This window comes from Halomonas sp. DP1Y21-3 (assembly GCF_019801245.1).
Lineage (GTDB): Bacteria > Pseudomonadota > Gammaproteobacteria > Pseudomonadales > Halomonadaceae > Halomonas > Halomonas litopenaei.
In genome coordinates this window covers 175,720-202,018 of sequence record NZ_JAHVJM010000002.1, presented here as the reverse complement: position 1 = coordinate 202,018, position 26,299 = coordinate 175,720, and the positions used below count along the sequence as shown (strand labels likewise).

General features: G+C 57.8%; 21 protein-coding genes and 2 pseudogenes. 12 read left to right on the top strand and 11 right to left on the bottom strand.

Annotation, left to right across the window (positions count from 1 at the left end; genetic code table 11):
* The first annotated feature begins 86 nt into the window (after positions 1-86).
* The 8 genes from trbJ to KUV74_RS06150 all read left to right on the top strand — a co-directional run bounded on the left by trbJ (position 87) and on the right by KUV74_RS06150 (position 9,185).
* Positions 87-854, top strand: coding sequence for a P-type conjugative transfer protein TrbJ (gene trbJ, locus KUV74_RS06185; protein ID WP_222515909.1), 768 nt, complete (start codon positions 87-89; stop codon positions 852-854).
* Positions 855-864: 10 nt separating this feature from the next.
* On the top strand, positions 865-1,095 hold the full coding sequence (gene trbK / locus KUV74_RS06180) for an entry exclusion lipoprotein TrbK (protein WP_222515908.1): 231 nt from the start codon (positions 865-867) through the stop codon (positions 1,093-1,095).
* A 13-nt stretch (positions 1,096-1,108) separates the two neighbouring features.
* A complete protein-coding gene (trbL, locus tag KUV74_RS06175; RefSeq protein ID WP_222515907.1) occupies positions 1,109-2,605 on the top strand; it encodes a P-type conjugative transfer protein TrbL in 1,497 nt (498 codons plus the stop codon).
* Between the two features lie 12 nt (positions 2,606-2,617).
* Complete coding sequence (locus tag KUV74_RS06170; protein WP_222515906.1) at positions 2,618-2,884, top strand: hypothetical protein; 267 nt, start codon at positions 2,618-2,620, stop codon at positions 2,882-2,884.
* Positions 2,885-2,952: 68 nt separating this feature from the next.
* The gene (locus KUV74_RS06165) at positions 2,953-3,144 is read left to right on the top strand and encodes a hypothetical protein (RefSeq protein WP_222515905.1); all 192 of its coding nucleotides are present in this window, start codon (positions 2,953-2,955) and stop codon (positions 3,142-3,144) included.
* Between the two features lie 400 nt (positions 3,145-3,544).
* Entirely contained in the window at positions 3,545-6,307 is a 2,763-nt protein-coding gene (locus KUV74_RS06160) for a DEAD/DEAH box helicase family protein (RefSeq protein WP_222515904.1), read from the top strand.
* A complete protein-coding gene (locus KUV74_RS06155) occupies positions 6,307-7,746 on the top strand; it encodes a restriction endonuclease subunit S (RefSeq protein WP_222515903.1) in 1,440 nt (479 codons plus the stop codon). Before KUV74_RS06160 ends, KUV74_RS06155 begins: the two co-directional genes overlap by 1 nt.
* Complete coding sequence (locus tag KUV74_RS06150) at positions 7,743-9,185, top strand: class I SAM-dependent DNA methyltransferase (RefSeq protein ID WP_222515902.1); 1,443 nt, start codon at positions 7,743-7,745, stop codon at positions 9,183-9,185. The genes KUV74_RS06155 and KUV74_RS06150 overlap by 4 nt, the downstream gene beginning before the upstream one ends.
* 3,587 nt (positions 9,186-12,772) lie before the next feature.
* Here the strand turns inward: KUV74_RS06150 and KUV74_RS21035 are convergent.
* The 4 genes and pseudogenes from KUV74_RS21035 to KUV74_RS06130 form a co-directional block, all read right to left on the bottom strand.
* A pseudogene (locus tag KUV74_RS21035) lies at positions 12,773-13,918 on the bottom strand (P-loop NTPase fold protein); the annotation flags it as partial.
* A gap of 544 nt (positions 13,919-14,462) precedes the next feature.
* On the bottom strand, positions 14,463-15,143 hold the full coding sequence (locus KUV74_RS06140; protein ID WP_222515900.1) for a site-specific integrase: 681 nt from the start codon (positions 15,141-15,143) through the stop codon (positions 14,463-14,465).
* Between the two features lie 69 nt (positions 15,144-15,212).
* Positions 15,213-16,362 (bottom strand): annotated as a pseudogene (locus tag KUV74_RS06135) (IS3 family transposase).
* A 75-nt stretch (positions 16,363-16,437) separates the two neighbouring features.
* Positions 16,438-17,121, bottom strand: a complete 684-nt coding sequence (locus tag KUV74_RS06130) for a type 1 glutamine amidotransferase domain-containing protein (RefSeq protein ID WP_222515899.1) — start codon at positions 17,119-17,121, stop codon at positions 16,438-16,440.
* 181 nt (positions 17,122-17,302) lie between these two features.
* Between KUV74_RS06130 and KUV74_RS06125 the strand changes: the two genes are divergently transcribed.
* Positions 17,303-18,238, top strand: a complete 936-nt coding sequence (locus KUV74_RS06125) for a LysR substrate-binding domain-containing protein (protein WP_045993809.1) — start codon at positions 17,303-17,305, stop codon at positions 18,236-18,238.
* Positions 18,239-18,521: 283 nt separating this feature from the next.
* Here the strand turns inward: KUV74_RS06125 and KUV74_RS06120 are convergent, their stop codons facing one another.
* The gene (locus KUV74_RS06120) at positions 18,522-18,722 is read right to left on the bottom strand and encodes a hypothetical protein (RefSeq protein WP_222515898.1); all 201 of its coding nucleotides are present in this window, start codon (positions 18,720-18,722) and stop codon (positions 18,522-18,524) included.
* Between the two features lie 312 nt (positions 18,723-19,034).
* On the opposite strand from KUV74_RS06120, the gene KUV74_RS06115 reads away from it, so the two are divergent.
* The gene (locus KUV74_RS06115) at positions 19,035-19,217 is read left to right on the top strand and encodes a hypothetical protein (protein ID WP_222515897.1); all 183 of its coding nucleotides are present in this window, start codon (positions 19,035-19,037) and stop codon (positions 19,215-19,217) included.
* Between the two features lie 131 nt (positions 19,218-19,348).
* On the opposite strand, the gene KUV74_RS06110 is transcribed toward KUV74_RS06115, so the two are convergent.
* From KUV74_RS06110 to KUV74_RS06090, 5 genes are all read right to left on the bottom strand, one after another.
* Positions 19,349-19,855, bottom strand: coding sequence for a flavin reductase family protein (locus tag KUV74_RS06110; protein WP_222515896.1), 507 nt, complete (start codon positions 19,853-19,855; stop codon positions 19,349-19,351).
* Between the two features lie 110 nt (positions 19,856-19,965).
* Positions 19,966-20,994, bottom strand: a complete 1,029-nt coding sequence (locus KUV74_RS06105) for a methionine synthase (RefSeq protein WP_222515895.1) — start codon at positions 20,992-20,994, stop codon at positions 19,966-19,968.
* A 25-nt stretch (positions 20,995-21,019) separates the two neighbouring features.
* On the bottom strand, positions 21,020-22,003 hold the full coding sequence (locus KUV74_RS06100) for a DUF1852 domain-containing protein (RefSeq protein WP_222515894.1): 984 nt from the start codon (positions 22,001-22,003) through the stop codon (positions 21,020-21,022).
* Between the two features lie 526 nt (positions 22,004-22,529).
* A complete protein-coding gene (locus tag KUV74_RS06095) occupies positions 22,530-22,958 on the bottom strand; it encodes a type II toxin-antitoxin system VapC family toxin (protein WP_261395150.1) in 429 nt (142 codons plus the stop codon).
* Positions 22,955-23,212, bottom strand: a complete 258-nt coding sequence (locus tag KUV74_RS06090; RefSeq protein WP_222515893.1) for a type II toxin-antitoxin system Phd/YefM family antitoxin — start codon at positions 23,210-23,212, stop codon at positions 22,955-22,957. The genes KUV74_RS06095 and KUV74_RS06090 overlap by 4 nt, the downstream gene beginning before the upstream one ends.
* A gap of 831 nt (positions 23,213-24,043) precedes the next feature.
* Between KUV74_RS06090 and KUV74_RS06085 the strand changes: the two genes are divergently transcribed.
* Positions 24,044-24,373 (top strand): hypothetical protein, encoded by a 330-nt coding sequence (locus tag KUV74_RS06085; RefSeq protein ID WP_222515892.1) that lies wholly within the window; start codon positions 24,044-24,046, stop codon positions 24,371-24,373.
* A gap of 121 nt (positions 24,374-24,494) precedes the next feature.
* On the opposite strand, the gene KUV74_RS06080 is transcribed toward KUV74_RS06085, so the two are convergent.
* Entirely contained in the window at positions 24,495-25,394 is a 900-nt protein-coding gene (locus KUV74_RS06080; RefSeq protein WP_221621143.1) for a LysR substrate-binding domain-containing protein, read from the bottom strand.
* Between the two features lie 138 nt (positions 25,395-25,532).
* On the opposite strand from KUV74_RS06080, the gene KUV74_RS06075 reads away from it, so the two are divergent.
* Positions 25,533-26,273: a class II aldolase/adducin family protein gene (locus KUV74_RS06075; RefSeq protein WP_124803132.1), complete on the top strand. Its 741-nt coding sequence runs from the start codon at positions 25,533-25,535 to the stop codon at positions 26,271-26,273.
* Positions 26,274-26,299 lie beyond the last annotated feature (26 nt).

Genomic DNA, 26,299 nt, shown 5'->3' with positions numbered 1-26,299 from the left:
GGGGTAGTGGCTCGCAATCTTCATGAGCGAGCCGCTACAGGTTGGTGAGTGCAACTTAGTCACGATGAAGCTAAGAGCACTCAATCATGAGAAGAGAACGAATTTTAGCGGCTAAAATTCCTGTCGCGGTCATGTCCTTGGCGTTAACCGCTTCCATGCCTGCCCAAGCGGGCATCCCTGTCGTCGACGGCACCAACCTTCAGCAAAATGTTATGACGGCGATGGAGTCCGTCTCACAGACTCTCAAGCAGATCGAGCAGTACCAGACGCAGTTGCAGCAGTATGAAAACCAGTTGCAAAACACCATGGCTCCAGCGGCCTATATCTGGGACAGGGCACAATCCACGATTAATGATCTGATCCAAGCCACCAATACGCTTCAGCATTATCAGAACCAGCTCGGCAGCCTCGATGCCTACCTAGGCAAGTTCCAGGACGTAGCGTATTACCGGAGTTCCCCCTGCTTCAATGGCGGTGGTTGCACGGATGCCGAACGTGCAGCGATGGATGAAAACCGTCGCCTGGCGTCTGAATCGCAAAAAGCGGCCAACGATGCGCTCTTCCGGGGACTGGATCAGCAACAAGATAACCTGGTCTCCGATGCTCGACAGCTTGAGCGTCTTCAATCCGCCGCCCAGGGCGCGGATGGCCAGCTTGCCGCCATTGGTTACGCCAACCAGCTCGCCAGTAACCAGGCCAACCAACTCCTGCAAATCCGCAGCTTGCTGATTGCTCAGCAGCACGCTGAAGCCGCCCGTCTCGCCGCCGAACTGGATGCTAACGCCAGAGGGGAAGCGCGGGAACGGCAGATGCGTACCTGGAATTACCAACCTAGCGCAGCAGGTCGCTATTAAGGAGGCTGCGATGAAGAAGATCATCCCACTTGTGGCAGCTGTTGCCTTGTTAGGTTGTGAGCAGGAAACGGTACCAGAGGCGAGTGCGATCACGTGCTCGCCAGTTGCGTTTCAGCAGACCATCAGCGAGCTGAGCCGAGAATCGAGCCGAAAAGCCTTTACCGAAGCCTGTCGGTCGTTCGAGAAGGCCCAACGCATGCGGGAATGGGAGTTCAAACCCAGCTCCCCCGACAGGTATTGAGGGAGGGCGTCGTATGAAACGATTCGTATATGGTGGTTTGGGCGTGATGGCCGTCGTCATGCTGTCCGATACCGCAATGGCTCAGGAGCTATCCAGCAGCAACATCATGGATGATGTGTTGGATCGCTTTCATTCCGCGGCATCAACGTGGGGGCCTGCCATAGAAGCGGCCGCCAGTCGGTTGTTCTGGACCCTGGTAGTGATCTCGATGGTGTGGACGTTCGGCATGATGGCGCTGCGCAAGGCCGACATTGGTGAGTTCTTTGCCGAGCTTGTGCGTTTCACCATCTTTACAGGCTTTTTCTGGTGGTTGCTGACGAACGCGACTCAGGGCATGAACATCGCGGGAACCATCGTACAGTCATTGCAAACCCTTGGGGCACAAGCCGGTGGCCTCTCCAACGGCAACTTGGGGCCGTCCAGCATCCTCGATATCGGTTTTGAGCTGTACGACCAGACAGTGAAGGCCACGTCAGAGTTGAGCTGGAAACAGTTTGCCACTGCGTTGGTGATGGAAGGTATGGCCTTGGCTGTATTGCTGGTGTTGGCGATCATTTCCGTCAACCTGCTCCTGCTGCTAGCCGCCAGTTGGATACTGCTCTATGCGGGAGTGTTTTTCCTGGGGTTTGGCGGCTCCCGTTGGACATCAGACATGGCGATCAACTATTACAAGGCTATTCTCGGCATAGCGGCTCAGTTGATGGCAATGGTGCTCCTGGTCGCCATCGGCAGGGAGTTTATTACTCACTACTACTCGCAGATGAGCGAGAACATGGCGTCCCAGGAGTTGGTCGTGATGCTGGTCGTTTCGGTGATCCTGCTATTTCTGGTTAACAAGATTCCACCGATGATTTCCGGCCTGGTTTCGGGTGGCAGCGTGGGAGCAATGGGCATTGGGTCATTCGGTGCCGGTGCTGCGGTAGGAGCAGCCATATCAGCGGCAGGTATGGCCCTCACGGCGGGCAAGATGGCTGGGAACGCGATGTTGGGCGGTGCGGCGAATGCAGTAGGTGGCGGGTCAGCCATCAAGGCTGCTTTCGAGAAGGCCCAGTCCAATATGTCGGGGTCTGGAGCTGACATGCCGAGCTTTGGCACTGGAGGTGACAGCAGCGGTGGTGGGAGTGGCAGCAGCTTCACCGGAGATGAAGCTGGCACCGGTGACACCCCATTTTCGCAGGCGGCTGGTTTCGCTGGTTCTGGCTCCCGATCTGGTGGCGGTAGCGGATTCAAGCGAGCAGCATCCTTGGGAGCTGGAACGGCTGGCGAGCTAGCTAAAGGGGTTGGGTCGAAGGTGGCTGGGAAGTTCCAGGGCAAGGTTGATCAAACCGCTGGTGGCCGCATGGCGTCATCCATCCGCGCGAGCATGAAGCCGGAAGGGGATAGTAAGGTCGCAGAAGCGGATGATTCTGTTCCCTCATTCGACAGCGACAGCCTGGGCGGTAGTGAACACCAGCAGGACCGTAGCGACGAGATTGCTCACTTTGTGAACCGTGGCCAGCAGGACACCTAAGGAGACCTCACGATGAAACAACGCCATTTTATGGTAGCCCTGGATATGCTCGACGAAGCGCATGAAGCCCGCACTGAAGCCGCTTTTTTACCGGCTGTCGAGCTATCGGCCGAGGAGGAGAGGAACGCTGAGTCAGAGATTGCCGCCTTTGTGAACCGTCCGGCCCATGCGGGCCGAGAGGAAACACCGCGCAGTACGCACACTAGCAATGATGTGGAAGCTGGAACCGGAAGAACCCCGTTTTCAGAGGCGGCGGGATTTTCCGATACTGGTTTCTAACATGATGGGAGCCATTGACCAGCGGTAGCTCAGGCGGCCAATGGCCGCCTTTCAGCCAGGAGGAGGACATGGACGAACAGACACGCCGACAAAGGCGGAAAGAGCTGGAAATCAAGTCCGTCGAGCAGGTCGGCGAGACGCACCCAGAAGGCGGGGAGCCGGCGGTTCGGTGGCTGACTCCCGAGGAGATCGATGAACTGCGACGGGACATGGCCGAATCATCCGCCTGGGCGAGAGCTGAGCTGAAGCGGCGAAGATAGACGTTGACTGCCTTGCACCTTGCCTCCTGTGCTGGGCCCAAGCCCCGTACGGAGCTCGGGAGCCTCCGTGCCGACTCAGTCTGGTGTGGGCTCCCCGGCTCACTCTCAAGTAGTAGAACCTGGCTGCAACGACGAGCCCGAGCCGTGTATGATTCCCTCAATTACTCATAATTAACGTTCTATACGTGGGGAAAGCACTGTGGATACTAAATGTTGTGCACGGTGGGAGGCTATAGCGGGCTTTCAGGCCGTTCGTGAGAGCGTGTGGCGTAGCCGCCGTGGACCTGCGCAATGGCTTGCTGGCTGGACGAGGAGGATGGTGGGGCATGACTACGGTATGTACTTGGCATGATGAGCTGACCGGCTGCTACTTTCCTGCATCGACACAGTGAGTTTTCCCATGCAACAACCGGAACAACAAGCACGAACGAAAATCGACCGTCTGCTGACAGACTCTGGTTGGGTGCTCCAGGATCGTGACTCCTTCGACCGCAATGCGGCGCTAGGGGTGGCGGTGCGAGAGTTTCCGTTGCCGGCCGGCTTCTGTGATTACCTGCTGTTCGTCGATGGCAAGGCCGCTGGTGTGATCGAGGCGAAGAAGGCCGGCGTTACCCTGAGCGGAGTGGCCGAGCAATCGGCCAAGTACATGACAAAGCTGCCCGAACACCTAGCTTCTTGGGGCGAGTTGCTCATCTACGATTACGAGAGTACGGGCGAGGAGACGTTCTTCTGTAATCAGCGCGACCCCAAGGCCCGTTCGCGCCGCCTGTTTGCCTTCCACCGCCCTGAGACCCTGCACGAATGGCTTCGCCAGTCGGACAGCCTGCGCGCCCGGCTACGCAAGATGCCGCCATTGGAGACCAGTGGCCTGCGCGATTGCCAGGTCGAGGCCATCCAGGGGCTGGAAAGGTCTCTAGCCGAGGATCGGCCCCGTGCTCTGATCCAGCTCGCCACTGGCGCGGGCAAGACCTTCACAGCCTGCTCCTTTTCCTGGCGGCTGATCAAGCACGCTGGGGCCAAGCGCATCCTGTTTCTGGTGGACCGCAATAATCTCGGTGACCAGACCCTCAAGGAATTCCAGAACTTCCAGCCGGTTGGCGCAGCCAACCGCTTCACTGATACCTACATCGTCCAGCATTTGCATACCCATCGCATCGACCCGGACGCCAAAGTGGTGATCACTACCATCCAGCGGCTCTATTCGATGCTGCGCGGCAAGGAACTAGACGAGGAAGCGGAGGAAACCTCCGCCTTTGAACAATGGACGGGCGATGAAGGCGAGCCGCTGCCGCTCACCTACAACCCCGAAATCCCCATCGAAACCTTCGACTTTATCGTCACTGATGAGTGTCACCGATCCATTTACGGCCTGTGGCGACAGGTGCTGGAATACTTTGACGCCAGCATCATCGGCCTGACCGCTACGCCGTCGAAACACACCCTGGGCTTCTTCAACCAGAACATGGTGGCCGAGTACCCCTATGAACGCTCCGTAGCCGATGGCGTCAACGTGGGCTACGAGATCTACCGCATCCGCACACACGTCACTGAACAGGGCGGCAAGGTGGAAACCGACGACGCCGGCTTCCAGGTACCGGTACGCGACAAGCGCACCCGGAAGCTGCGCTACGAAACCTTAGATGAAGCCCTGGAATACACCGCTAAGGAACTGGACCGCTCCGTGGTCAACCCGAACCAGATCCGCACCGTGTTGCAGACCTACCGTGACCGCGTGTTCACTGAGCTGTTCCCCGACCGCAGTGGCCAGTGGTTGCCCAAAACGCTGATTTTCGCCAAGGACGACAACCACGCCGAGGAAATTGTCCACGCTGTGCGCGAGGTGTTCGGTGAAGGCAACGACTTCGCCAAAAAAGTCACCTACCGCAACGGGTCAGAAGATCCCAAGGCGTTAATCAAGGCCTTTCGCGTTGACCCCTTCCCCCGAGTCGCTGTCACCGTGGATATGATCGCCACCGGCACCGACATCAAGCCGGTGGAAGTGTTGATCTTCATGCGCGACGTAAAATCCGAAGGTTACTATGAGCAGATGAAAGGTCGCGGCGTGCGTACCATCCCCGATGCCGACCTACAAACCGTTACCCCGGATGCTAAAACCAAGACTCGCTTTATCCTGATCGATGCCGTCGGGGTCTCGGAAAGCAAGAAGAACGCTAGCCAGCCACTGGAGCGTAAAAACTCTGTCAGCTTCGATGCCCTGCTGGAGCAGATCGCTATGGGCAGACGCGACGAGGATGCCCTGTCATCCCTCGCCGGTCGCCTCGCCGCCCTGGATCGCAAGCTGAACGACGAGGACCGCGCCCGCGTCGCCGAGAATACCGGCGGCAAGTTCCCGCGCGAGCTGGCAAACGACCTGCTCGATGCCATCGACCCCGATAAGCAACAGACCGCCATCTTTGAACAACATGGCACCGCGCCCTCTCCGGTGCAGGAACAGCAGGTGGTAGACATCTTGATCGACAACGCCTGCCGGCCCTTTGATAAGCCCCAGCTGCGCCAACTGCTGAAAGACATCAAGCAGAGGACCGATATCGTTATCGACGAGGTCACCACCGACCAACTGGTGCACGCTGACTTCGACCATCAGCGGGCCGAGCAGACCATTACCAGCTTCAAGGCCTTTATCGAAGAACACCGCGACGAGCTGACAGCCCTGCAGATCCTCTACAACCAGCCGCTGGGGCAACAGGGGCTCACCTATGCCGCCATTCGTGAACTGGTCAACGCGATGTTGGAGAAGCCCCCTCACCTGGCGGTGGCTAACGTCTGGCAGGCCTACAAGCGCCTGGAGGCCTCCCAAGTACGCGGTGCTCCGGTAGATGAGCAGCTCACCGAGGTGGTCAGCCTGGTGCGCTACGCCTTGGGCCAGACTGATACCCTGGAGCCCATTGACGCCGTGGTGGAGCGCCGGTTCAACCTCTGGCTCGGCCGCGAGAAGAAGGCCGGGCGCGAGTACAACGCCGAGCAGGAGGCGTGGCTGAGGGCCATTGCCGCCTATCTCGCCGCCAATGCCGAGATCGCCCCGCAGGATTTTATGGATGTGCCCAGCCTGGCCGACCGGGGTGGTATCCTCCGGGCCAGACAGGTACTGGGTAACGGACTGAATGAGATGCTGGATGAGCTGCAAGAGGCACTGGTGGCGTGATGAAACAAGATGAACTTCCTCAAGGATGGTCACTCGCTGAGTTGGGTGATGTTATACATAAGGCTCGCCCCAAGATTCCTGCTGACCCGGATAGCCACCTTCCGTTCATTGGCATGGATCATATTGAGCCAGGCTCTTTCCACTTGGTGGGGCATTCTGAATTCTCGAAAATGAAAAGCGCTGGTAGCTATTTTAGGCCGGGCGATGTGCTTTATGGCCGCTTGAGGCCATACCTTAATAAAGTTCATAGGGCAAAGTTCGAAGGCGTGGCGTCCGCCGAATTCATCGTTCTTCCAGCTTCGGAGCATCATAATAGTGACTTTATAAAATATTTGCTCCACCAGCAGCGCTTTATTGATTTTGCGATGAGTCGAGCATCCGGCGATCGGCCTCGTGTCAAGTTTGATGGAATCGCTGACTTTTGCTTTGGCTTGCCCCCTTTTGATGAGCAGAGCCGCATCGTCGAGAAGATCGAGTCCCTTTTCTCCCAGCTTGACCATGGCGAGGCCAGCCTGCGGGACGTACAGAAACTGCTAGCTCGCTATCGCCAGTCGGTGCTCAAGGCTGCTGTCACTGGTCAGCTGACCGCCGACTGGCGGGCCGAGAACGCTGATTGCCTGGAGTCTGGAAGTGACCTTCTGGAACGCATCCTTCAGGCTCGTCGCGAGAATTGGCAGGGGCGTGGCAAGTATACGGAGCCCGTGGCGCCGGATACCAGCGACCTGCCGGAGCTGCCCGAGGAGTGGGTATGGGCCAGCTTTGAACAACTATTCGACGTTTATGGTGGAGCCACACCATCTAGAAAAGATTCCAAAAACTGGAATGGTGATATTCCTTGGGTGAGCAGTGGGGAAGTTGCTTTTTGTCGAATCAAAGATACTGAGGAAAAGATTACAAAGGTAGGCTATCAAAGCTGCTCGACAAAGATCCACCCTGAGGGAACAATTTTACTGGCTATGATTGGGGAAGGTAAGACTCGGGGGCAGGCTGCAATTTTGGACATCCCTGCTTGTAATAACCAAAACGCTGCAGCTATAAGAGTCTCAGAAAGCGGTGTCCCATCTGAATATGTCTATTATTACTTGATGGGAAGGTATCAAGAAAGCAGAAAGGCAGGGCAGGGCGGGAATCAGCCTGCGTTGAATGGTTCAAAGGTCAAATCGTTTGCTATGCCATTGCCTTCAATTGATGAAATGCGGGAAATAGCTGCCCGAATTGGCGAGGCTTTTTCTACTGCTGAAGCCCTGGCTACATGGTGTCAAACCGAGCTCACCCGCTCCGCTGCCCTGCGCCAATCCATCCTCAAGGACGCCCTTGTCGGCAAGCTGGTACCTCAGGACCCCGACGATGAACCTGCCAGCGAGCTGCTGGCCCGTATCCGCGCCGAAAGTGACGCCGCCGCTCCCAAGAAACGCACCCGCAAGAAGGCCACCGCATGAGCAATGAACAACTCGTCTCCAAGGTCTGGAACTACGCCCATGTACTTCGCGATCAGGGCGTTTCCTACGGTGACTACATTGAGCAGATCACCTATCTGTTGTTCCTCAAGATGGACGAGGAGCGGGTGGAGCTACTTGGCGAGGAGACCTGCATACCCAGCCAATGGCGCTGGGCTAAGCTAGTGGAGAAGGATGGCGATGAGCTGGAGCTGCAGTATCGCCACACGCTGGAGGGTCTGGCCCGTGAGAGCGGCCTGATCGGCACCATCTTCCGCAAGTCCCAGAATAAGCTTTCCGACCCGGCCAAGCTCAAGCGCGTGGTCAGCCTGATCGATAGGGAGGGGCCCTGGATCGGCCTGAACGTGGACGTTAAGGGCCATATCTACGAGGGCCTGCTGGAGCGCAACGCCTCCGAGGTGCGCTCTGGCGCTGGCCAGTACTTTACCCCGCGGCCGGTGATCGACGCTATCGTGAAGTGCGTCGACCCACGGATTGACGAGACGGTGTGCGACCCCGCCTGCGGCACCGGGGGCTTTCTGCTCTCCGCCTTCGAGCACATGAAGACCCAGAGCCAGGACCGTGAGAAGCTGCGTCAGCTCAAGCACAGCGCTCTGCACGGCGTGGATATCGTCGATGAAGTGGTGCGGTTGTGTGCCATGAACCTCTACCTGCACGGCATCGGCAACGGTGGCAGCCCCGTGCAGCAGGGGGATGCTCTCTCTGGCGACGGCGGCACGCGCTTCGACGTGGTGCTGACCAACCCGCCCTTTGGCAAGAAGTCCAGCTACAAGGTGGTGGGGGAAGATGGCTCGGTGAGCACCGAACGGGAGAGTTACGAGCGGGAGGACTTCAAGTTTTCCACCTCGAACAAGCAGCTCAACTTCCTCCAGCACATCATGACCATCCTCGACACCCACGGCCGCGCCGGCGTGGTACTGCCCGACAACGTGCTGTTTGAGGCCGGCCGGGCGGGTGAGGGAATCCGCAAGCGTCTGCTGGAGGGCTTCAACTTCCACACCCTGCTGCGCCTGCCCACCGGCATCTGGTACAGCCCCGGGGTGAAGGCCAACGTGCTGTTCTTCGATAAGCGCCCTGCCTCCCGGGAAGCCCAGACCAAGGAGCTATGGGTCTACGACTACCGCACCAATGTCCACAAGACCCTGAAGACCAAGCGCCTGACCCACACTGACCTGGATGACTTCGTGCGCTGTTACCACGATCGCCAGGAAACCGAGCGCTTCCGCCGCTTCAGCTATGACGAGCTGGTCCAGCGCGACAAGCTCAATCTGGATATCTTCTGGCTCAAGGACGATAGCCTGGAAGACATCGACAGCCTGCCGGAGCCGGAAGTGCTGGCCACCGAGATTGTCGAGAACCTAGAGGCCGCCTTGGAGCAGTTCCGCAGCGTGAGCGCAGAGCTGGCGGGCGAGACAGAGTAAGGGTGCCGCGAGTTGGGGCAGTAATAGTGTGAACAGCAGTTTCTGCTTAGCTTTAGCTTATGTTGGTTACTGTCTTGGTATCGAGCGGCTGAGACTCAGCCGCTCGATTTCGTTGAAGGTTTAGAATGAACAAGACCTGCACGGTTCGGAGCCTATCGCTGACCCAAGTAATAGAGATGCTGCAGCGCCCTCGGCGGAACACACATCAGCCCCTGCGTTACGCTCAAATATTGCCAACCTTCTGATTCTAAATAAAGCGGCCTAGAGTTCCGCTTATATGGATGTCGATAAATCATCTATAGTTTATTTTTATCTATTAAATCGGAACTTAAGGCCGCTTTTTGGCGTGAAAATAAACCAGCTGCTGCACAAGATCCCGTATGGCGTCGTCGTGACGACCGCCAGGCTAGCATCTCACGGCGTTACCTAGGACCAAGCACGTAAGCTGGCCAGCAGTGACTAGCTGCAACGCGTGGGGCACGGCGCATACTGCCAAGCGGGGGAGCCTCTTACCTGGGAGAGCTTTGTCCCCCTAGGAACACCTGTACGGTTCGTTCTTGGCAGATGAGCCTGTTCCAGCTACCGCTGCCCCTCCCCAGGGCTGCCCAAGCCGCAACGGGGGAGGGGGGCGTATGGTCGGGGACCTTACATAAGAGCACAGGAATTGAATGGTGCTATTATCTAAATTTTCCGGTGAACTGTTCGATAATTTGCATGTCATCGTCCGACATACTGTCTGTGTAGCCCGCATCCGCCATGACATTTTTTAGACCGAGCGGAGTACATACCTTGGCTAGTTCAGCCTTCGTATCGAGCTTCGGGATATCGGAAAAGACCGAAAGTACAGCCTCGCAAAGCGCCCGGTGCTGATCATCGGTGCTGAATTGTTTCGCCGCAAGCTCTCTCAGACTCCTGGCGAGGGCATCCGCCGTCTTCTCTCTGCCCTCTTGCACGGACAGAATCTGCTGGAGCAGAGTGATGAACTGCTCGTCAGAGACGTGATCAATATTCTCTAAGATGCGGTAGTAAAGGCGGACGGCCTGCTCATCGTTGGTATCTTCGTTGACAAGCGTATCGAGTAACGGCTGAGGATCGTGCTCTGCTACCGCTTCGACCCATCGTGCCAAGACCGGGTCCGAGGAACCATCGGCTTCCTGTGGCGGTTGTGCGAGAAGGCTCATAGTTGTCCCTTGTACGGCTTCTGCACCGGCGCACTCGATTTCATGCACAAGCGCAGCCGGGAATAGGTCCGCATAACCATCATTACCATCCTCGCCTTCGGCAATCGTGCTGACCAGCGCCGTGAGCTGCTCAGGCGTACGCTCAGCTTCGGAGTGGTGGCGGCAAAGTGTCTTGCTCACTTCGGGGGCGTATGGCCATAGCTCGTAGGCACAGGCGACGAGTTTATCTGCGTTGTCTATCTGATCAAGGCGGGCAAGGTGGTGGAGGCTGTCGAGGCTCTTAAGCAAAGTGGCGGCTTCAATATCAGATTTATCGATCTTGTGGAATGCACCGATACCGGCGTTGAACAGCTCTTGGGCTGCATAGTCGAGACCACCTTCATCAGCCGGCAGAGGCCAGGTTGCAGTCAGCGTACCATATACGCCGGCCAGGATTTGCGGATGTTGTTGCAACTTGACGAAGTTGTTGAGTAGCTGCTGTGTCTTTTCAGGCGGTAGCTTTTCCAAGCTTCTAGCGAGTGCTTCCGTTTTTGAAACAAGGTGATCACCGGGGTTCTGCGTGACAAGATTCACGATCTCGTCAATGAAATAGCTAACCTGCTCGGCAAAAGGACTGTCCCGAAGTACCGGCTGATCCAGTGTGGAAAGTAGGCGCGCGAACGTCTCGATTTTGTGGTCATCAAGCGGCTTTGCGCCACGCAACGATGCGATAGTCGAAGCCAGAGATGTGCAAAGCTCGTTGGGCGCATCCTTGCTGTTGGCCGTGCGAAGGAGGGGCTGCTGGCATGCAGCCGGCAGGTCCGCAAAAAAACGTTTGGCCCACTCTTGGCCCAGCGTTGTCCGCTGTGCCGGATCGGCTTGGCCGAGAACCGCATAAAGTCGGGATGCGCTGGCGGCACGCTCGGAAGATTTGGACCACTCCTTGGCGAGCTGGACCATCTGCGCGGTGCCGTAAGCATCAAGTGACGTGCATGCTTCGGCGAGCTCGGCAAAAATATCGCGTAATACCGCTTCGTCGTCCAGCGGCCATGCGTCAGCATCTTCCTCATGGGAAATAAGGCGGTCTGCCATAGCGGCAAAGACGGAATGGGTCGCGTCGGCATCGGCGTCACCATGCCATTCGGCGAACTTTGAGAATGCAAGGGCCACCAGGGACGGCTGACGCAAAGCGGCAAAGTCCTTCAGGTACGCCCACAACTTAGCCCGCGTTTGCGTTCCCTGTTCGAAGAAATGGGTGAATACCTGATCGATGCGCTCGGTAACAACGGACAGGTCAAGGGGCTCTGGCTGCTCCTTGTTGAGTTCCTCGGCGATGATGCGCGGGTAGTCATCGAGGATCAACGTAAGAAGAATATTTTCTTGATCCGCAAGCATACCCTCAAGCCAGGATAGTGGTAGCTGGCCTGATTGTCGTGCGATCTTTACCGTGCGGTTTAGCAGCCACTGGCCGAAAGCGGATTCCGATTGCGGCGGTAGGTCGGCCTGCTGCATGAGGTGCACGACAAGCTCGGCCGCTGCCTGGGTAAGATCACGGCCTTCCCGCAAGCTTGGCACCTCGCGGCTTGGCAGCCGGACGTTTGTGGGATCAGCGGTGATGTCATCGATCAGCGCTCGTCCGAGTGCGCGCAATTCCTCGTTCTCGCCATATGTCGTAAGGGCACGCAATTTGGCCGGACCGAGTCGCCAGCGCAGGGCTTCGCTGTCTTCCGCGCGCCGCACCGCAAGCCCTAGGATACGTCGCTTGTCCTTTTCGGGAATCCGCTCGTCGAGCTGGGCGACGGTAAAGGCGACATTGTCCTGTATCGTCGGTGTTTCGCTACGCAGGTCGTCGATAAGGTCGGCAAGAAGGGCGCCAAAGTCGGGCGGAAATGCCCCGGTACTGCCGGTAAGGCCGGCAGCATCCAAGAGCGCTACCACGTCCGATGTCCGCAGCGCTTCTTCGATTGGTACCGCCTTGTCGCCATGTCGACGCGATACCGGGTCTTGGGATAGAGCAAGAAGAGGCTGAAGGCTGTATGGCCGGCGAACGTCCTGAATATGCGACATAAATTGGCGAAGACCGCGGTGCTGCGGTTTTACGTCCCAGCGCTCGACCTTCTCTTCTTCGCTGGAAAATGATTTATCAGCTGCAAACTCTACGAGTTGTTCGTAAATTTCTGCTGGTAAGGATTCCAACGGTTCTGGTCGCACGAATCTGTCAATAAAATATTCGAAGATGCGTGGTTTTTTTTGCAGTGCTTGATAGAAGTCAGGAAAATCGGTTCTGATGACGCATATTAAGGCGAGTGTGAGCGGGTTCTTTGTAACCACGCCCTCTCCGAGTCCACCTGGATTGTCGGCGCCGACTGCATTGCGTTCTCGCAGGACGCTGAGCCACCAGGATTGTGCAAACAGGTTGACGATTTGAATGGCATTGCGTGGACTTTGCACAGCCGGGTGAATCATCCTATCCACAACCTCTTGGAGGTCGATCCCTCGTTCTGTGAGGTCAGTCAGCAAGGCCGGGTATTCGGTTTCCAGCAAGCCGAGAGCGAAACTGCGCATGTCGCGCTTGGAGAAGGGTGGAATTTCCAGGCGAAACTGGAAAATGCGATCAAGATAGCGTCGCGCGTCCTGTATATTCGAGACCGCTGCGGGAAGATCAGCCGTGGCACGCCGTCTGCTCAGGGCGTCGGCTACGCGCTCTTCGTCGCATGAGATAACGAAGACGATGCCAACGTCACCGGGCATTTCATGTGAGGCCATTTCGATCAGGCTGCGAATACCGTCAAGCCCGCTCACCATTTCGTCGGCGGTGAGGCGGTCGAGGTCGTCGATAAAGACGACAATACGCCGTACATTCTTTTTATCGCCTTTCTTAAACTTTCGGATTTGGGTGAGAAAGAGGTCTTCAAACTCCTCGATAGTTTGACTCGGAGGCGAGGTTATGTTGACCGGAGCCCGTGCAGATAATATTGGAAGACTGGAGAAGTATTTTTTGGCAAGAACCCAGATGATGCCGGAGGAGGCAAAAAGGCTGGCAGCGGCGGTGGTCGGGTCATCGAACCCGAACCCCCACGCCATCAATACTAAAAGGGCCACGAACAGGACGGCAAAGACGCCGACGACGAGTAGGCCAAGGACGTACTGATCCACAAACTCGGCCCATATTTCTTTAAAGGGCTTCCTTTGGGACTCCGTCGACGAAACAGTCTTGAACAGATGACGGTCGGCTTCTTCGTGCGTGCCACCAATTTCAAGAAAGATGTGGCGGAAGAGTGATTTTCGGATATCAGTCTCGCCGCCATATTTCCAGGCATTGAAGGTGATCGTATGGATACGATCCCGGCGCTTCACGCTAGCGCCATTCGTTTTCTCGTCAGTACGAAGGTGATCGAGATAAAGTCCTTTGACAGTTGACTTCCCGGTCCCCCATTTGCCCAACAGGCCAATGGAATAGGGCGGGCGGTGCTTTTTATCTTCAACAAGGCCCCGCAAAGCTGCCGCTAGGTGAGCATGGCCAAATTTGTCGTGATCAGCCGATGACACCTCCTTGTCCAAGTATGCGGGCATCTGTGCTGTGTGTAATCGAAGATCAGTCATGCTACCCCTTTCTGATAGGAACCTTGGTGATTGTTGTGCGTATCGCTAGTAATAATTATTCTCGACTATGTCTGAGCACCTAATCCTTTTTTAGGTATCATGCTCTCTTGCAGCGTGTCTATGCTGCAACGGTGGAAGGGCCTGACTCAGGCTTTACCTGGTCTGTAGTGCTCCTTAGTTGCTGCACACCCTAAGCGACTAATACTGTGTATGTTCGAGGTGCCACATAGCCTAGGGGCTTATGCAGCCGTTCTTCGTTGTGATGACGACACTAGCTTGGTACAGCGAACTGACCGGGGTATCAAGGCTACCTTCAGTGCTGTTTTTAGCAAATGTGTATTACCCGAATGAGAGGTGGCTGCGGTAGCATCAAGGGTACACCAGCGGTACATACACCAGCTTCGTGTGCTATCCTCAACTTTCGCTAACCTACTGATTCCAAAGAACTGTACCTTTCGCTTGATCACGGTTGCTTTTCCTTGGTTATCAGTAACCTATTGTTTTAAAAGCGAACTCATAATCCCTTGGTCGTAGGTTCAAGTCCTACTGGGCCCACCAATGAAATCAGGTGGTTACGTAACCAAGGGTTGCTTTCTATCAATGTTGTTGCGGTTTGGTTGCTGATCCGCGGCAACTTCGCCACTACGCTTTCCCACCGTGCCGGGTCGGCATGAGCATAGCGGCTGGTCACGGTCAGTGACGAATGACCAAGCAGATCCCTGATGCTCGTCAGTGCCTCCCCCTTGCTCGCCAGCAACGAGGCATAGCAGTGCCGCAAGTCGTGAAAGCGGATGTCAGGGCGGCCAATCTTCTCCCTGGCTTTCTCGAAGGCGCCACGTACCCGGTCCCCCGTCGTATCGAACGGCAAGCTTTCCACCAGCGGTAGGGCTTCCTCCGTCAGTGGTATCACCCTTGGCTTCCCGTTCCTCGTCTGGTTGGGCCTGAGTACGATGCGGCCGTTGTAGATGTTCCCAGATTCCCGTGCCATCAGCTCACCCCTCCGCATGCCTGTCAGCATCGCCAGCAGGATCACCTTTCGTTCGATCCTGTAGCGCTCTGGCACGGCTTCAAGAAGTTCGGCGAGCTCTAGTTCGGTCAGGTAGACATGGCGTTCGTTCTTGGGTGATGGCTTGCGGAGCTTGCCGTCCAGCGGCAGCTCTATCCAGTCCCACTCCCGGTATGAAAGCGAGAGCACCCGCTTTACGACCTGAGTGCGGTTGTTGATGGTTGACTGCGCCAGTCCCTTTAAGTCGCCCCGGGTAATCTAGACACCCGTCAGGCTCTGGGTATAACGCCGTTCGTACTCGACGGGTGACAAGCGATCGCTCGTGCCGTGACGACGTGTGGGGTTGTAGAACATCTCGATAGAGTCGAACACATCGCTCTTGGCGACTTCCCGAGTCGAATAGATCCGGCGCTTGATGCGTTCTCGTTTGAGCCGCTGGAAGAAGCTTTCGGCCACGGCGTTGTCATGGCAGCTACCTCAACGGCTCATGCTGCCCTCCAGGTGATTGGCCTTCTGAAAGCTCTGCCAGTCCGCACTGCTGAACTGGCTGCCCTGGTCCGAATGCACCATGACAACCCCTTGGGGCTTGCGGCGCCAGATGGCTGACAGCAAGGCATCCAGAGCCAGGTCGGTAGTCATGCGTGGCTTCATCGACCAGCCTACGACCTGGCGTGAGAACAAGTCGATGACCACCGACAGGTAGAGCCAGCCTTCGAGGGTGTGGATGTAGGTGATGTCGGTGACCCAGGCGACATTGGGTGCCGTTACGTCGAAGCGGCGATCCAGACGATTGGGTGACACCACCGCCGGCTTGCGGCCATAGGCGCCAGGACGCCGCCGGTAACCGGTCTGGGAACGCACCCTTCCCGGCGCATCAGCCTGGCTACGCGGTGCTTGACGCAGGTTTCACCGGCCTCTCTGAGGTCCTGGTGAATCTTGCGGTAGCCGTAGACGCCGCCGCTCTCGAGCCAGGCATGCTTGATCAGCCCCAGCAAACGCTGGTCGTCTCGCGCCCGCTCAGACAGGGCGTGACGGCGCCAAGCATAGTAGCCGCTCGGGTGCACCGTCATGATGCGGCACAGGCGCCGCACCGGATATTGGTCTGCATGGTCATGGATAAACGCGTACCTCAGTCGGACCCTCTGGCGAAGTACGCGGCGGCCTTTTTTAGTATGTCCCGTTCTTCTGACACAGACTTCAGCTCGGCCTTCAAACGCCGGTTCTCCGCCTGGAGATCCGCGTCCTGCTGCCGCTGCTCCACAGGCTTGGCGTAGCGCTTCATCCATTGATAGAGGCTGTAGCCGGAGACGCCCAGCCGGGCAGCCACTTCCGTGACGGGATGGCCTCGTTCCGTCACCTGCTTGACGGCTTCGATCTTGAATTCTTCGGTATATCGCTGGCGGCTCATGGGACCTCCTTGGTGCCTTCAGTACAAGGCTTGGAGGTGTCTACGAAACCGGGGGCGATTCATCAGGGGCCTGGGTCAGGCCTCGAGGCTGTCGAGCAGTAGCTCGGCGACGCCTTCGGAGGACATCGGGTTCTGCCCGGTGATGATTAGCCCGTCCTGAATCGCGAATGCAGTGAAGTCCACCTTCTTTTCGTAAAGACCTCCCTGCTGTTGCAGGCTGTCTTCCACCAGGAAGGGGACGACCTCGGTGAGGCCAACCGCGGCTTCTTCGCCATTGGTGAAGCCGGTGACACGTACGCCATCGACAAAGGGGGAACCGTCTGGCTTACGGGCCTTCAGTAGCACCGCCGGAGCGTGACAGACCGCGCTGACAGGCTTGCCGGCAGCGTGGAACTGCTCGATCAAACGGATGGAATCCGTATCGTTGGCCAGGTCCCACAGCGGGCCATGGCCACCCGGGTAGAAGATGGCATCGAAGTCCTCGACGTTCATCTCGGACAGAACGGCGGTGTTGGCCAGATCCCGCTGGGCGTCCGCGTCCTTGTCGAAGCGGCGGGTGGCGTCGGTCTGGAAGTCTTCGCCCTTGCTGGCCGGATCCAGCGGTGGCTGGCCGCCCTTGGGAGAGGCCAGCGTGACCTCGACACCGGCGTCCTTCAGCACGTAGTAGGGGGCTGCCAGCTCTTCCAGCCAGAAGCCGGTCTTCTTGCCGGTATCGCCGAGGGTATCGTGGGAGGTGACGACGACCAGTACCTTGCTCATGGGGCTCTCCTCTGTGGTGCGGAAGGTTCCGCAGCGTGTGCCGCGACCACTCGCGCGGTGTATGCAGGAAAGCCTAATGTGCGTAGCTTCATGCGTATAATCGATAGTGTGGATAGCTGCTATCATCGAGGCAAATAGTGCTGAGCCACCGCTCCGCTGGTTGCTGTCCGGGATGGCCTCGATGAAGCTCAATTACGACCTCAATCTATTGCGTACCTTCCATGCGCTGTATCTGGAGCAGAACGTCACCCGTGCCGGTGAGCGCTTGCACCTGAGCCAGCCGTCGGTCAGTGCTGCGCTGGGCCGCCTGCGTGAGTTGTTCAATGATCCGTTGTTCATACGCGATCGTCAGCGCATGCGTCCGACCGAAAAGGCGGAACATCTCTTTCCGACCATCGAAGCGGCACTGACCGACCTGGACGGACTGATCAACAGTGAAAGGGACTTTTCCCCCGCTACCGAGCAGCGGCATTTCGAGATCGCGGCCAACGACTACTTCGAGGTGATGATCCTGCCGGTGCTGGCCGAGGCCCTGCGCCAGCAGGCGCCGGGGATCACCCTGCAGGTGCGCCGCCTGTCACAGGACATGAGCGAGGCGGGCGTGATGAGCGGCACGACCGACCTGGCCTTCGGGCGCCAGGTGGATCCCCCGGAAAACCTGGTGGTGCGAGAGGTGATTCGCGAAGGGATCGAATGCCTGGTCGGTGAGGGCCACCCATTGCTGGAACGCCTCGAGGATGACGGGCGCATGGCGCGGGCAGACTTCGAGCATTACGCCCACGTGCTGGTGCAGCCCCACACGCGGCTGAAGAGTGGCATCTTCAAGCAGCTCAAGGATCAAGGGCTGAGGCGAGACGTCGCGCTCGCCGTGACCTACTTCATGGCGGTGCCCGCACTGTTGGAGCGCTCGTTGTTGATCGCGAGTCTACCCGCGGGGCTGTGCCGGCATTTTCGGCGCCAGTTTGCCGTGACCCCGGTGCCCCCGCCGGTGCGCTTTGATCCCTTTCCCTTCCACCTGAGCTGGCACCGCCGCTATCAGAAGGACCCCGCCCACCGCTGGCTACGTGAACAGATTATCGCCTGTTGCCACATGCTGCCCGCCACTGACGCCGGATGACCGGGGCATGTCGCTACGACTGAGGCTCCTTCGGATCGACGTTTTCGGAGATGGCGAAGGGGCGCGCGAATAGATGGAAGCCGAGAAGACGACGGAGAAGGTCAGGTGACGTCAGGCAGAGACGGCGACGCTCGAGGCAGGGCCACCGGCAAGATTGGCAATCCGTTGGGCCCCATGCGTCGCATCAACAGACAGGGTATCCCGGCGCACCCCCACGGGTCATGGGCGTAAGGCGGCCTGAATTGGCGCGGTTTGCCGGTGCTGTCGGGTATTTTTCCAGGTATCAACGTTCCATGCAGGCTTCATGGATAGAGCCTGCAAAGGTGGAGATGGCCGCTTGTTGCTTGGCGCTGGTGGAGTAGCGTGGCTGGCTATAGGCGTCCTGAATCAGTTGTTGGGCCATTCGCTGCCAGTTGCCTTTCATGTGTCTTTCGGCGCTGTCCATCATGTCCGCCATGGCCACTCTCGATTGTCGGGCGTCCATGGTGCTTCTCGCGATCTGATGCAGTGACGCGCAATCGTCGGTGTGATACTGGCTGGCTGGGCCCGTAGGCAGGTCCGCAATGGCCGGTGTGCTGATTAGGATGAAGAGGGGCAGTAACATCGTTTTAAGTTGCACAGAGCCTCGTTCATGCCGGGAGAAGGGTAGGGGGAGTGTACTGCCGCGTGTCCCCTCGCTTGGGCGGAACTGTTCAGGAACGCTATATTATCGGCAGTTGATGCGCCAGGGCCATCGAAACGCCACGAGAAGAACAGGAAAGATCAACAGAACCAACGCGGATGCGAGGGACTGGGTATGGCAGACAATCCCGAGGAGAAAGCCTGTGAGGCGACATCACCCAGCACGGAGCCAGCCGTGCGCTGGCTGACCCGCGATGAACTCGACGACCTGCGTCGTGATATGGCCGAGTCGTCGGCCTGGATGCGCGCGGAGTTAAGGCGGCGCAAGGCCCGCAGGTCAGCAGACCAGCAGCGCTAGGGCTTGTCTGAAAAGTGCCTGTGCGCGGTGCGAAAGCGAGAAGGCCAGATTCTCGCTATCGATCCATCCATGCGCGGGTATCGCAAGAGACGTGATGCTGGTGCCGGCAGCGCTGTCTGCCTTTCGCAGCGTCACTGATCGAGTCTGGCCAGGCCGCGGTACTGCCACTGGTAGTAGAGCAGCGGTGGGGCGGGCTTTGTTACGCCTGGTTTCAATGCTTTTACCTCGCCGATCACGATCAGATGGTCGCCGGCGGCGTGCTCGGCGTGAATCTGGCAGTCCAGCCAGTATAGGCAGTCGGCGATGACCGGGTTACCCGAGGGGGACGGCTGCCAGTCGATACCGCGCCATTTGTCATCGCCCTGGCGAGCAAACTGGTTCGATAGCGACGCCTGGTCTCGGGACAGGATATTGACCGCAAAGCGACCCGCCTGGTGAATCCTGGGATAGCTGTACGAGCCAGCCTTGACGCTGAACGACACCAGCGGGGGATCCATCGACACGCTGTAGAAGGACTGGCAGGTAAAGCCGATGGGTTCCTCGTCCAACTGGGTGGTGATGATCGTGATACCGGAGGCGTAGTGGCCGAGCGCTTCACGAAAACGCGATGGCTCGATACCGGCGCAGGGGTGCGACATGGTGGCTCCTTGTGGGACGGCTGCGCAAGGCTTCATGGACGTGCGGATACCGGGCCAGCGTGTGCGGGACACGCTGGCCGGTCGGGTGGGATAGTCCCGGCGCGAGTCGCTTAGCGGGTCAGTTCGCGACGGACGATGGCGGCGCCCTGGCTGAGCGCGTTCAACTTGCCCCGGGCGACCTGGCGCGACAGCGGGGCCATGCCGCAATTGGTGCAGGGGTAGAGCTTGTCGGCATCGACGTACTCAAGCGCCTGGCGCAGGGTGCTGGCCACCTCTTCCGGGGTCTCGATGGTGTTGGTGGCGACATCGATGGCGCCGACCATGACCTTCTTGCCGCGAATGAGCTCGATCAATTCCATCGGCACCCGTGAGTTGTGGCATTCCAGCGAGACCACATCGATATTGGACTGCTGGAGCCTGGGGAAGACTTCCTCGTACTGACGCCACTCCGAGCCGAGCGTGCTTTTCCAGTCGGTATTGGCCTTGATGCCGTAGCCATAGCAGATGTGCACGGCAGTTTCGCACTTGAGTCCCTCGATGGCCTTCTCCAGGGTCGCGATGCCCCAGTCATTGACCTCGTCGAAGAAGACGTTGAAGGCGGGTTCATCGAACTGGATGATGTCGACGCCTGCGGCCTCGAGTTCGCGGGCTTCCTGATTGAGAATGCGGGCGAATTCCCAGGCCAGTTTTTCGCGGCTCTTGTAGTGGCCGTCGTAGAGGGTATCGATCATGGTCATGGGGCCGGGCAGGGCCCACTTGATGGGGCGATCGGTCTGCTCCCGCAGGAACCTGGCGTCGTCGACGAATACCGGCTTCTGACGTGATACCTCACCGACCACCGAGGGCACGCTGGCGTCATAGCGATCGCGAATGCGCACGGTCTCGCGCTGCTCGAAATCGACGCCGTTGAGATGCTCGATAAAGGTGGTGACAAAGTGCTGGCGTGACTGCTCGCCGTCGCTGACGATGTCGATGGCGGCATGCTGCTGTTCGTGCAGGGCCAGGCGCAGCGCGTCCTGCTTGCCCTCGGTCAGGCCGTCGCCCTCCAGTTTCCAGGGGGACCAGAGCACTTCGGGTTGAGCGAGCCAGGCGGGCTTTGGCAGGCTGCCGGCGGTCGAGGTGGGAAGCAGTGTCGTCATCGGGAGAAACCTTGTCTTGGGTGAATCAGAGTGGGGCGTTGGCGGACCATTGTTCGAGCACCGCGCCATAGGGTTTGATGAAGCTCTGCTCCACAAATTTCCCTTGCTCGGTCGCCAGCCGGCTGCGCTCTTCCCTGTCGTAGACGATCCGGGTCAGGGAGTAGTCCTGTTGTTGCAGGCTTGGCTGGTACGACTTGCCGGCGACGGAGTTGGCGTTGTAGATCTCCGGGCGATAGATCTTCTGGAAGGTGTCCATGGTGCTGATGGTGCTGATCAGTTCCAGGTTGGTGTAGTCGCCCAGCAAGTCCCCGCTGAAGTAGAAGGCCAGGGGCGCGACGCTGCCCGGGGGCATGAAGTAGCGCACCTTCATGCCCATCTTGCGGAAGTACTCATCGGTCAATGAATGCGCTTCCTGGAGGTACTCCACGCCCAGCACCGGGTGCTGGTTCTCGGTGCGGTGGTAGGTCTTAGTGCTCGATACGCTGATGCAGATGACGGGAGCCTTGTGGAAGTGCGCCCTGTAGGCCTCCGAGTTCAAGAAGGCCTTGAACAGCTTGCCGTGCAGGTCGCCAAAGTTCTCGGGAACGCTGAACGTCTCGCGGTTTTGATTGTGTTGCTTGAGGACCAGGCTGAAGTCGTAGTCGCGCACGTAGGACGAGAAGTTGTTGCCTGCGATGCCCTCGATACGTTCGCCCGTCTTCTGGTCGACGATCTGGGTCTTGAGGATCTCGATAAGTGGTAGCGCACCAGCGCTATTGCTCGCGTCGATGGCCATCTCGACCGATATGATGTCCAACTCCACCCTGTAGCGGTCACCTGTGGGATTGTCCCAGTCCGCCAGGGCATTGAAGCGATTGTCGATCATGCGAAGGGTGTTGCGCAGGTTGTCCTTGCGCTTCTCCCCGCGGGCAAGATTGGCGAAGTTGGTGGTGATACGAGTGCTGTTCGACGGCTGATAGTGTTCGTCGAAACGCACGCTCTTGACGGAAAATGCAAAGTCGTTGGTCATCGTGAGGTGCCACTCTGTCTGCTGGAAGGTGAAGCCGGTAGACCGCGGAGACCTCGCGGCCCTTGATCGATATGGTCCCGCTGGCGCTTCCAAGGCGGAAGCTGAACTCGCGCCGGTGTACGACGGAAGCGGACGATGATGCCGGTGAATCGGTGCCTGGCCGGCATCACCCTTGAGCGAGTGAGAAGATTATTGAGGGAAATCTATTATGAGACAAACTGAAGATTTTCATCATCAGCATCAATTCGATTCATTTTGATGCCGGGCCGCTACCGCCCGGCGACCGCCTGTCGGTGATTCGGTCGCTACCGAGGCCGTGACGACGACACGCAAGGTGATCGGCGAAGGGGAAAGCCCCGCCTTCGCGTAATCGAGGAAGGCGCGGAACCTGGGAAGGTCACCGGCTTTCAAGGGTCTCACTTTCCGGCGATTCCGGCTCTTGTGCGGACCGAATATGAGTTATCACCTCGAACACCCCTTCGAGTAGCTCACCTTGAATAGGATCTTCTTGTCTGTATTTGATCTTTCATTGCATCGCCTTCCACGGATTGAGGATGGTCACTCCTGTAGGCTCGAAGTCGGCCACATTGCAAGTGACTACCGTCATGCCATGAACAAGGGCCGTTGCCGCGATGAGCGCGTCACGTTCGCCGCGCTTGTCGGGGACGTGCAGCCGGGCGCAGCGTTGCGCTACGGCTGCATCGACTGGCAATGTTCGCCCCGAGAACTCCGGCAGTACCTGTTGCTCCAGCCACGAGCGCAGCACGGTCCCCTGGGTGGCGTCCTTGCGCTCAATTGACAACACACCAAGCTCAAGTTCCATGACGGTTATGGTGGACACAAAAAGCTCGGCGGCATCGACACTTTCAGTCCATGTCGCAACGTTCGGGTCAGCTTTGCCAGCCCGAACTTTTCGTAGTTCGGACACGACGTTAGTGTCGAGAACATACATCATGGGAAATCAGCGGGCTGTGTGCCAATGGTCACACGCGGCGGTTCAAACTCGATATCCGCCGAAACGTCTGGCATAGCCAGAGAATCAGCAATGTTGCGTCGTTGCCTTATAAGCCGCTGGTATTCCTCGATGCTCAACAGCACATGAGCAGGCTTGCCGCGATCTGTGATGAACACTGGGCCGCTCTTGGCCGCCTTCTTTGCGCGGGTAACGTCCTGGTTAAGTTCTCGACTGGATAGGGTTGTGATGGTCATGATGGCACCTCCTATACGAGCGACTAATGTAGGTATGTTGCTACACGAGTGAAGGGCGGTTCATGAGCGGATGGCAGGCTATCGTGACAGTAGCAACTGGGCGGTACAGTAGGGGGACATTCATCAGATCTCTCCTGTTTCGCCAATCTTCACTAAACTGCTGAAAGACAAGTGCTTTGTGGTTTTTTGGATTTCGCTTGGCTACGCTTGATTTTTCAATGCATAGCGCGTGGGCGGCAAATTCACAATCCCGTGGTCGTGGGGTCATGTCCTGCTGGGCCCACCACCGCCCTCCCACTTGCTTGTTGGTTGTGCTGTCTGGAATTGACATTGTTCTCGCACCACGGGAATTCCCGATGCTTGGCTGTCCACGGACATCGTTTCAACGCCGCTTCCTTTAGTGAATGGGCTTCGAGCCCCAGGCGAGCGCTTGCTGCCCAGCGTAGTCTCCATCTAAATAAGTCCCAGCATTTGATCGAACTCTGAAGCGAGTCGGCTTCATAAGATGCGACCGCCAGCCGGTACAGCTGCCGAATTGGTAAGCCCTACGGCCCTGAGATGGGATCTGACCAGCAACCATCGCGATATTCGCTTTACTAGTATCGGGCACCGGGGACTTTCGGCCAGCGTTCATACTCTGAGCCTGACACCTAGAATGAGCTACGCCAGAATGATCGGCCGGGCGATCCTATGGATGGTGCGGAATACGCAGGTGTTGCGCGTCGATCTGATGCCGGACCATGACGACGTGCTCGGCTTCAGCAATCACTGGTATCCCCAGGCACGGGAAACGGCACAGCCCATCTCCCTAGTTGGGGTCTTTCCATCCGCGTGGTCGCACCACCGCTTTTCGTTGCCACCAAGCTTGAAGCCTACAAGGGGCGGGGTGAGGACGATCCTTTATCGGGCCACGATATCGAGGACATCTTCAATCTCGTGGATGGCCGCCCCGAGCTACTTGATGAGGTGAGAGCCGCCGGCAGTGACCTTCGGGCCTGTATCGCAGATGAGTTCAGCAAACTTCTCGACAATGCTCTCTTCGGATATGCCGTGCAGAGTGCGGCCGGAGACCCCAACCGGAACGAGGCCAATTTCATCACCATGATCCACCTGATCGGCAGCCCTGTGTGGCGCCTGCTCGATCAGGCCAAATCCACATGAAGTGACGAAGAACCACTTTTTCTACCAGTCTTTCATCGCAGAAATTGGGGCATGGTACATCAATGGGCGGATGAAATTTCTGAGTGCAACACGCTACAACGTATGGGAAAAGCGATGCAATCTACAATTTCTTTCCCAGTAACCACTGGGCAAAAACCTTGGTGTTCTGGTGGTTGACCCTGTGGCGACGGATCGCTACGTAGTAGGCGCCGCAGATCATCGACGAGCGTGATGCCTGGACCAGCTGCCCAGTCGCCAGTTCGCCTTCCACAAAGTAGGCAGGTAGCACCGTGGCGCCGAGTCCGTGTTGAGCGGCATCGAGCAGGAAGCGAAAGTGCTCGAAATGCTGGCCCGGTGTAGCCTTGATGGCATCGTCATCCAGCCCTGCGCCCTGGAGCCAGAGGTAGGTAGAGGAGAGGTGAGGCGCCGGGGTGTAGGTGCCGTGATGCAGGAGTGGATAGCGCAGCAGCTCTTCGGGTTCGCAGATGGGGCCATATCGCTCTAGTAGTTCAGAAGTGCAGACCACCACCAGTTCGCCCTGGATGAGAAAGTGGGTCTCGAAATCGGGCCAGCTGCCGTCGCCGTAGAGAATCCCTACGTCAAAGTCTTCGTTACCATCGTAGAGTTGACGGAGGTCGTTCATGATTTCGATGTTGATTTCGGGATGTCTGAGCGTGAAATCGCTGAGTCGGGGTAGTAGCCAGCGAGAGGTGAAGGAAGGTTCAGCGCCTACGATCACCTGTTCGGCGACGCCACTGCGCAGCTCTCGCGTCGCACTGTCGAGCTGGTCAAGGGTCTGGGTGACCACCTGGACATAGCTTCGACCGCTGTCTGTCAGGTTCAGCCGCTGTTTGACGCGACGGAACAAGGCGCAGCCCAACATGTCCTCTAACTTCTTGATTTGCTTGCTGACAGCGCTTTGAGTCAGGTTGAGCTCTTCAGCTGCCTTGGTGACGCTGAGATGCCGAGCCGTTGCCTCGAAGCAGCTGAGCGAGATCATGGTGGGAAGCTGACGGCTCATCGCGGTTGTCCTGAAAGTTTATTCCGTATTGGAATGACTCGTGGAGAATAGATCGTTATCGCGTATCCGACAAGTTCCTTACTCTGAACGAGAACGCCCGCTTCAGGGCCACGTCGATCGTCGGAATGGGAACTCGGCATGGAATATCAGGACATACGACAAACGCTGCGTACAGACCTGGCGGCGGCCTACCGGCTACTGGATCACTATGGCTGGAGCGACCAGGTATTCACCCACTTGTCGGTCAGAATCCCTAGTGAGACCCCCGCTTTTCTGATCAACGCCTATGGCTTGCTTCCAGAGGAGGTGACGGCTTCCAACCTGGTCGAGATCGATGTAGACGGCAACAAGCTCGACAACAGCGATCCTGAGGTGAATCCGGCCGGGTTCACCATTCATAGCGCTATCCATACGCATCGCCACGACGCTGTCTGTGTCATGCATACCCATACCATGGCAGGTATGGCTATCTCTGCACTTGAAGAGGGGCTTTTGCCCCTGAACCAGACCAACATGGCCTTCTACAATCGTTTGGCTTACTACGATTATGAAGGTATCCCGCTGGATCTTTCGGTGCGGCAACGCATCGTCGAGGCCCTGGGTGATCACAAGGGCATGATACTGCGCAACCACGGCCTGCTGACCGTCGGGCGCAGCATTCCCGAAGCGTTCTTCTATATGTACTACCTGAACCAGGCTTGCGAGATACAGCTTGAAGCGATGAAGTCTGGTCGGAAGCTGGTGATGCCGTCGCATGAAGACTGCGAGTTTACCGCCCAGCAATTCGAAAATCCCGCTTATCACGCTGAAAGCGTCGATCTGGTCTGGCGGGCGTTGAGGCGCAAACTGGATCGAATCGCCCCTGGGTACCGTGAGTAGCTGTTCATGGGCTGGATAGGTCGGCT

What these genes read in the sequence shown, in the direction of transcription:
- KUV74_RS06160 (WP_222515904.1), top strand. Translation starts at nt 3,545, where the DNA reads ATGCAACAACCGGAACAACAAGCACGAACGAAAATCGACCGTCTGCTG.
- trbL (WP_222515907.1), top strand. Translation starts at nt 1,109, where the DNA reads ATGAAACGATTCGTATATGGTGGTTTGGGCGTGATGGCCGTCGTCATG.
- KUV74_RS06150 (WP_222515902.1), top strand. Translation starts at nt 7,743, where the DNA reads ATGAGCAATGAACAACTCGTCTCCAAGGTCTGGAACTACGCCCATGTA.
- KUV74_RS06115 (WP_222515897.1), top strand. Translation starts at nt 19,035, where the DNA reads ATGGCAGACAATCCCGAGGAGAAAGCCTGTGAGGCGACATCACCCAGC.
- KUV74_RS06170 (WP_222515906.1), top strand. Translation starts at nt 2,618, where the DNA reads ATGAAACAACGCCATTTTATGGTAGCCCTGGATATGCTCGACGAAGCG.
- KUV74_RS06125 (WP_045993809.1), top strand. Translation starts at nt 17,303, where the DNA reads ATGAAGCTCAATTACGACCTCAATCTATTGCGTACCTTCCATGCGCTG.
- KUV74_RS06155 (WP_222515903.1), top strand. Translation starts at nt 6,307, where the DNA reads ATGAAACAAGATGAACTTCCTCAAGGATGGTCACTCGCTGAGTTGGGT.
- KUV74_RS06130 (WP_222515899.1), bottom strand. Translation starts at nt 17,121, where the DNA reads ATGAGCAAGGTACTGGTCGTCGTCACCTCCCACGATACCCTCGGCGAT.
- trbK (WP_222515908.1), top strand. Translation starts at nt 865, where the DNA reads ATGAAGAAGATCATCCCACTTGTGGCAGCTGTTGCCTTGTTAGGTTGT.
- KUV74_RS06100 (WP_222515894.1), bottom strand. Translation starts at nt 22,003, where the DNA reads ATGACCAACGACTTTGCATTTTCCGTCAAGAGCGTGCGTTTCGACGAA.
- KUV74_RS06165 (WP_222515905.1), top strand. Translation starts at nt 2,953, where the DNA reads ATGGACGAACAGACACGCCGACAAAGGCGGAAAGAGCTGGAAATCAAG.
- trbJ (WP_222515909.1), top strand. Translation starts at nt 87, where the DNA reads ATGAGAAGAGAACGAATTTTAGCGGCTAAAATTCCTGTCGCGGTCATG.
- KUV74_RS06080 (WP_221621143.1), bottom strand. Translation starts at nt 25,394, where the DNA reads ATGAGCCGTCAGCTTCCCACCATGATCTCGCTCAGCTGCTTCGAGGCA.
- KUV74_RS06075 (WP_124803132.1), top strand. Translation starts at nt 25,533, where the DNA reads ATGGAATATCAGGACATACGACAAACGCTGCGTACAGACCTGGCGGCG.
- KUV74_RS06105 (WP_222515895.1), bottom strand. Translation starts at nt 20,994, where the DNA reads ATGACGACACTGCTTCCCACCTCGACCGCCGGCAGCCTGCCAAAGCCC.
- KUV74_RS06120 (WP_222515898.1), bottom strand. Translation starts at nt 18,722, where the DNA reads ATGGACGCCCGACAATCGAGAGTGGCCATGGCGGACATGATGGACAGC.
- KUV74_RS06095 (WP_261395150.1), bottom strand. Translation starts at nt 22,958, where the DNA reads ATGATGTATGTTCTCGACACTAACGTCGTGTCCGAACTACGAAAAGTT.
- KUV74_RS06090 (WP_222515893.1), bottom strand. Translation starts at nt 23,212, where the DNA reads ATGACCATCACAACCCTATCCAGTCGAGAACTTAACCAGGACGTTACC.
- KUV74_RS06110 (WP_222515896.1), bottom strand. Translation starts at nt 19,855, where the DNA reads ATGTCGCACCCCTGCGCCGGTATCGAGCCATCGCGTTTTCGTGAAGCG.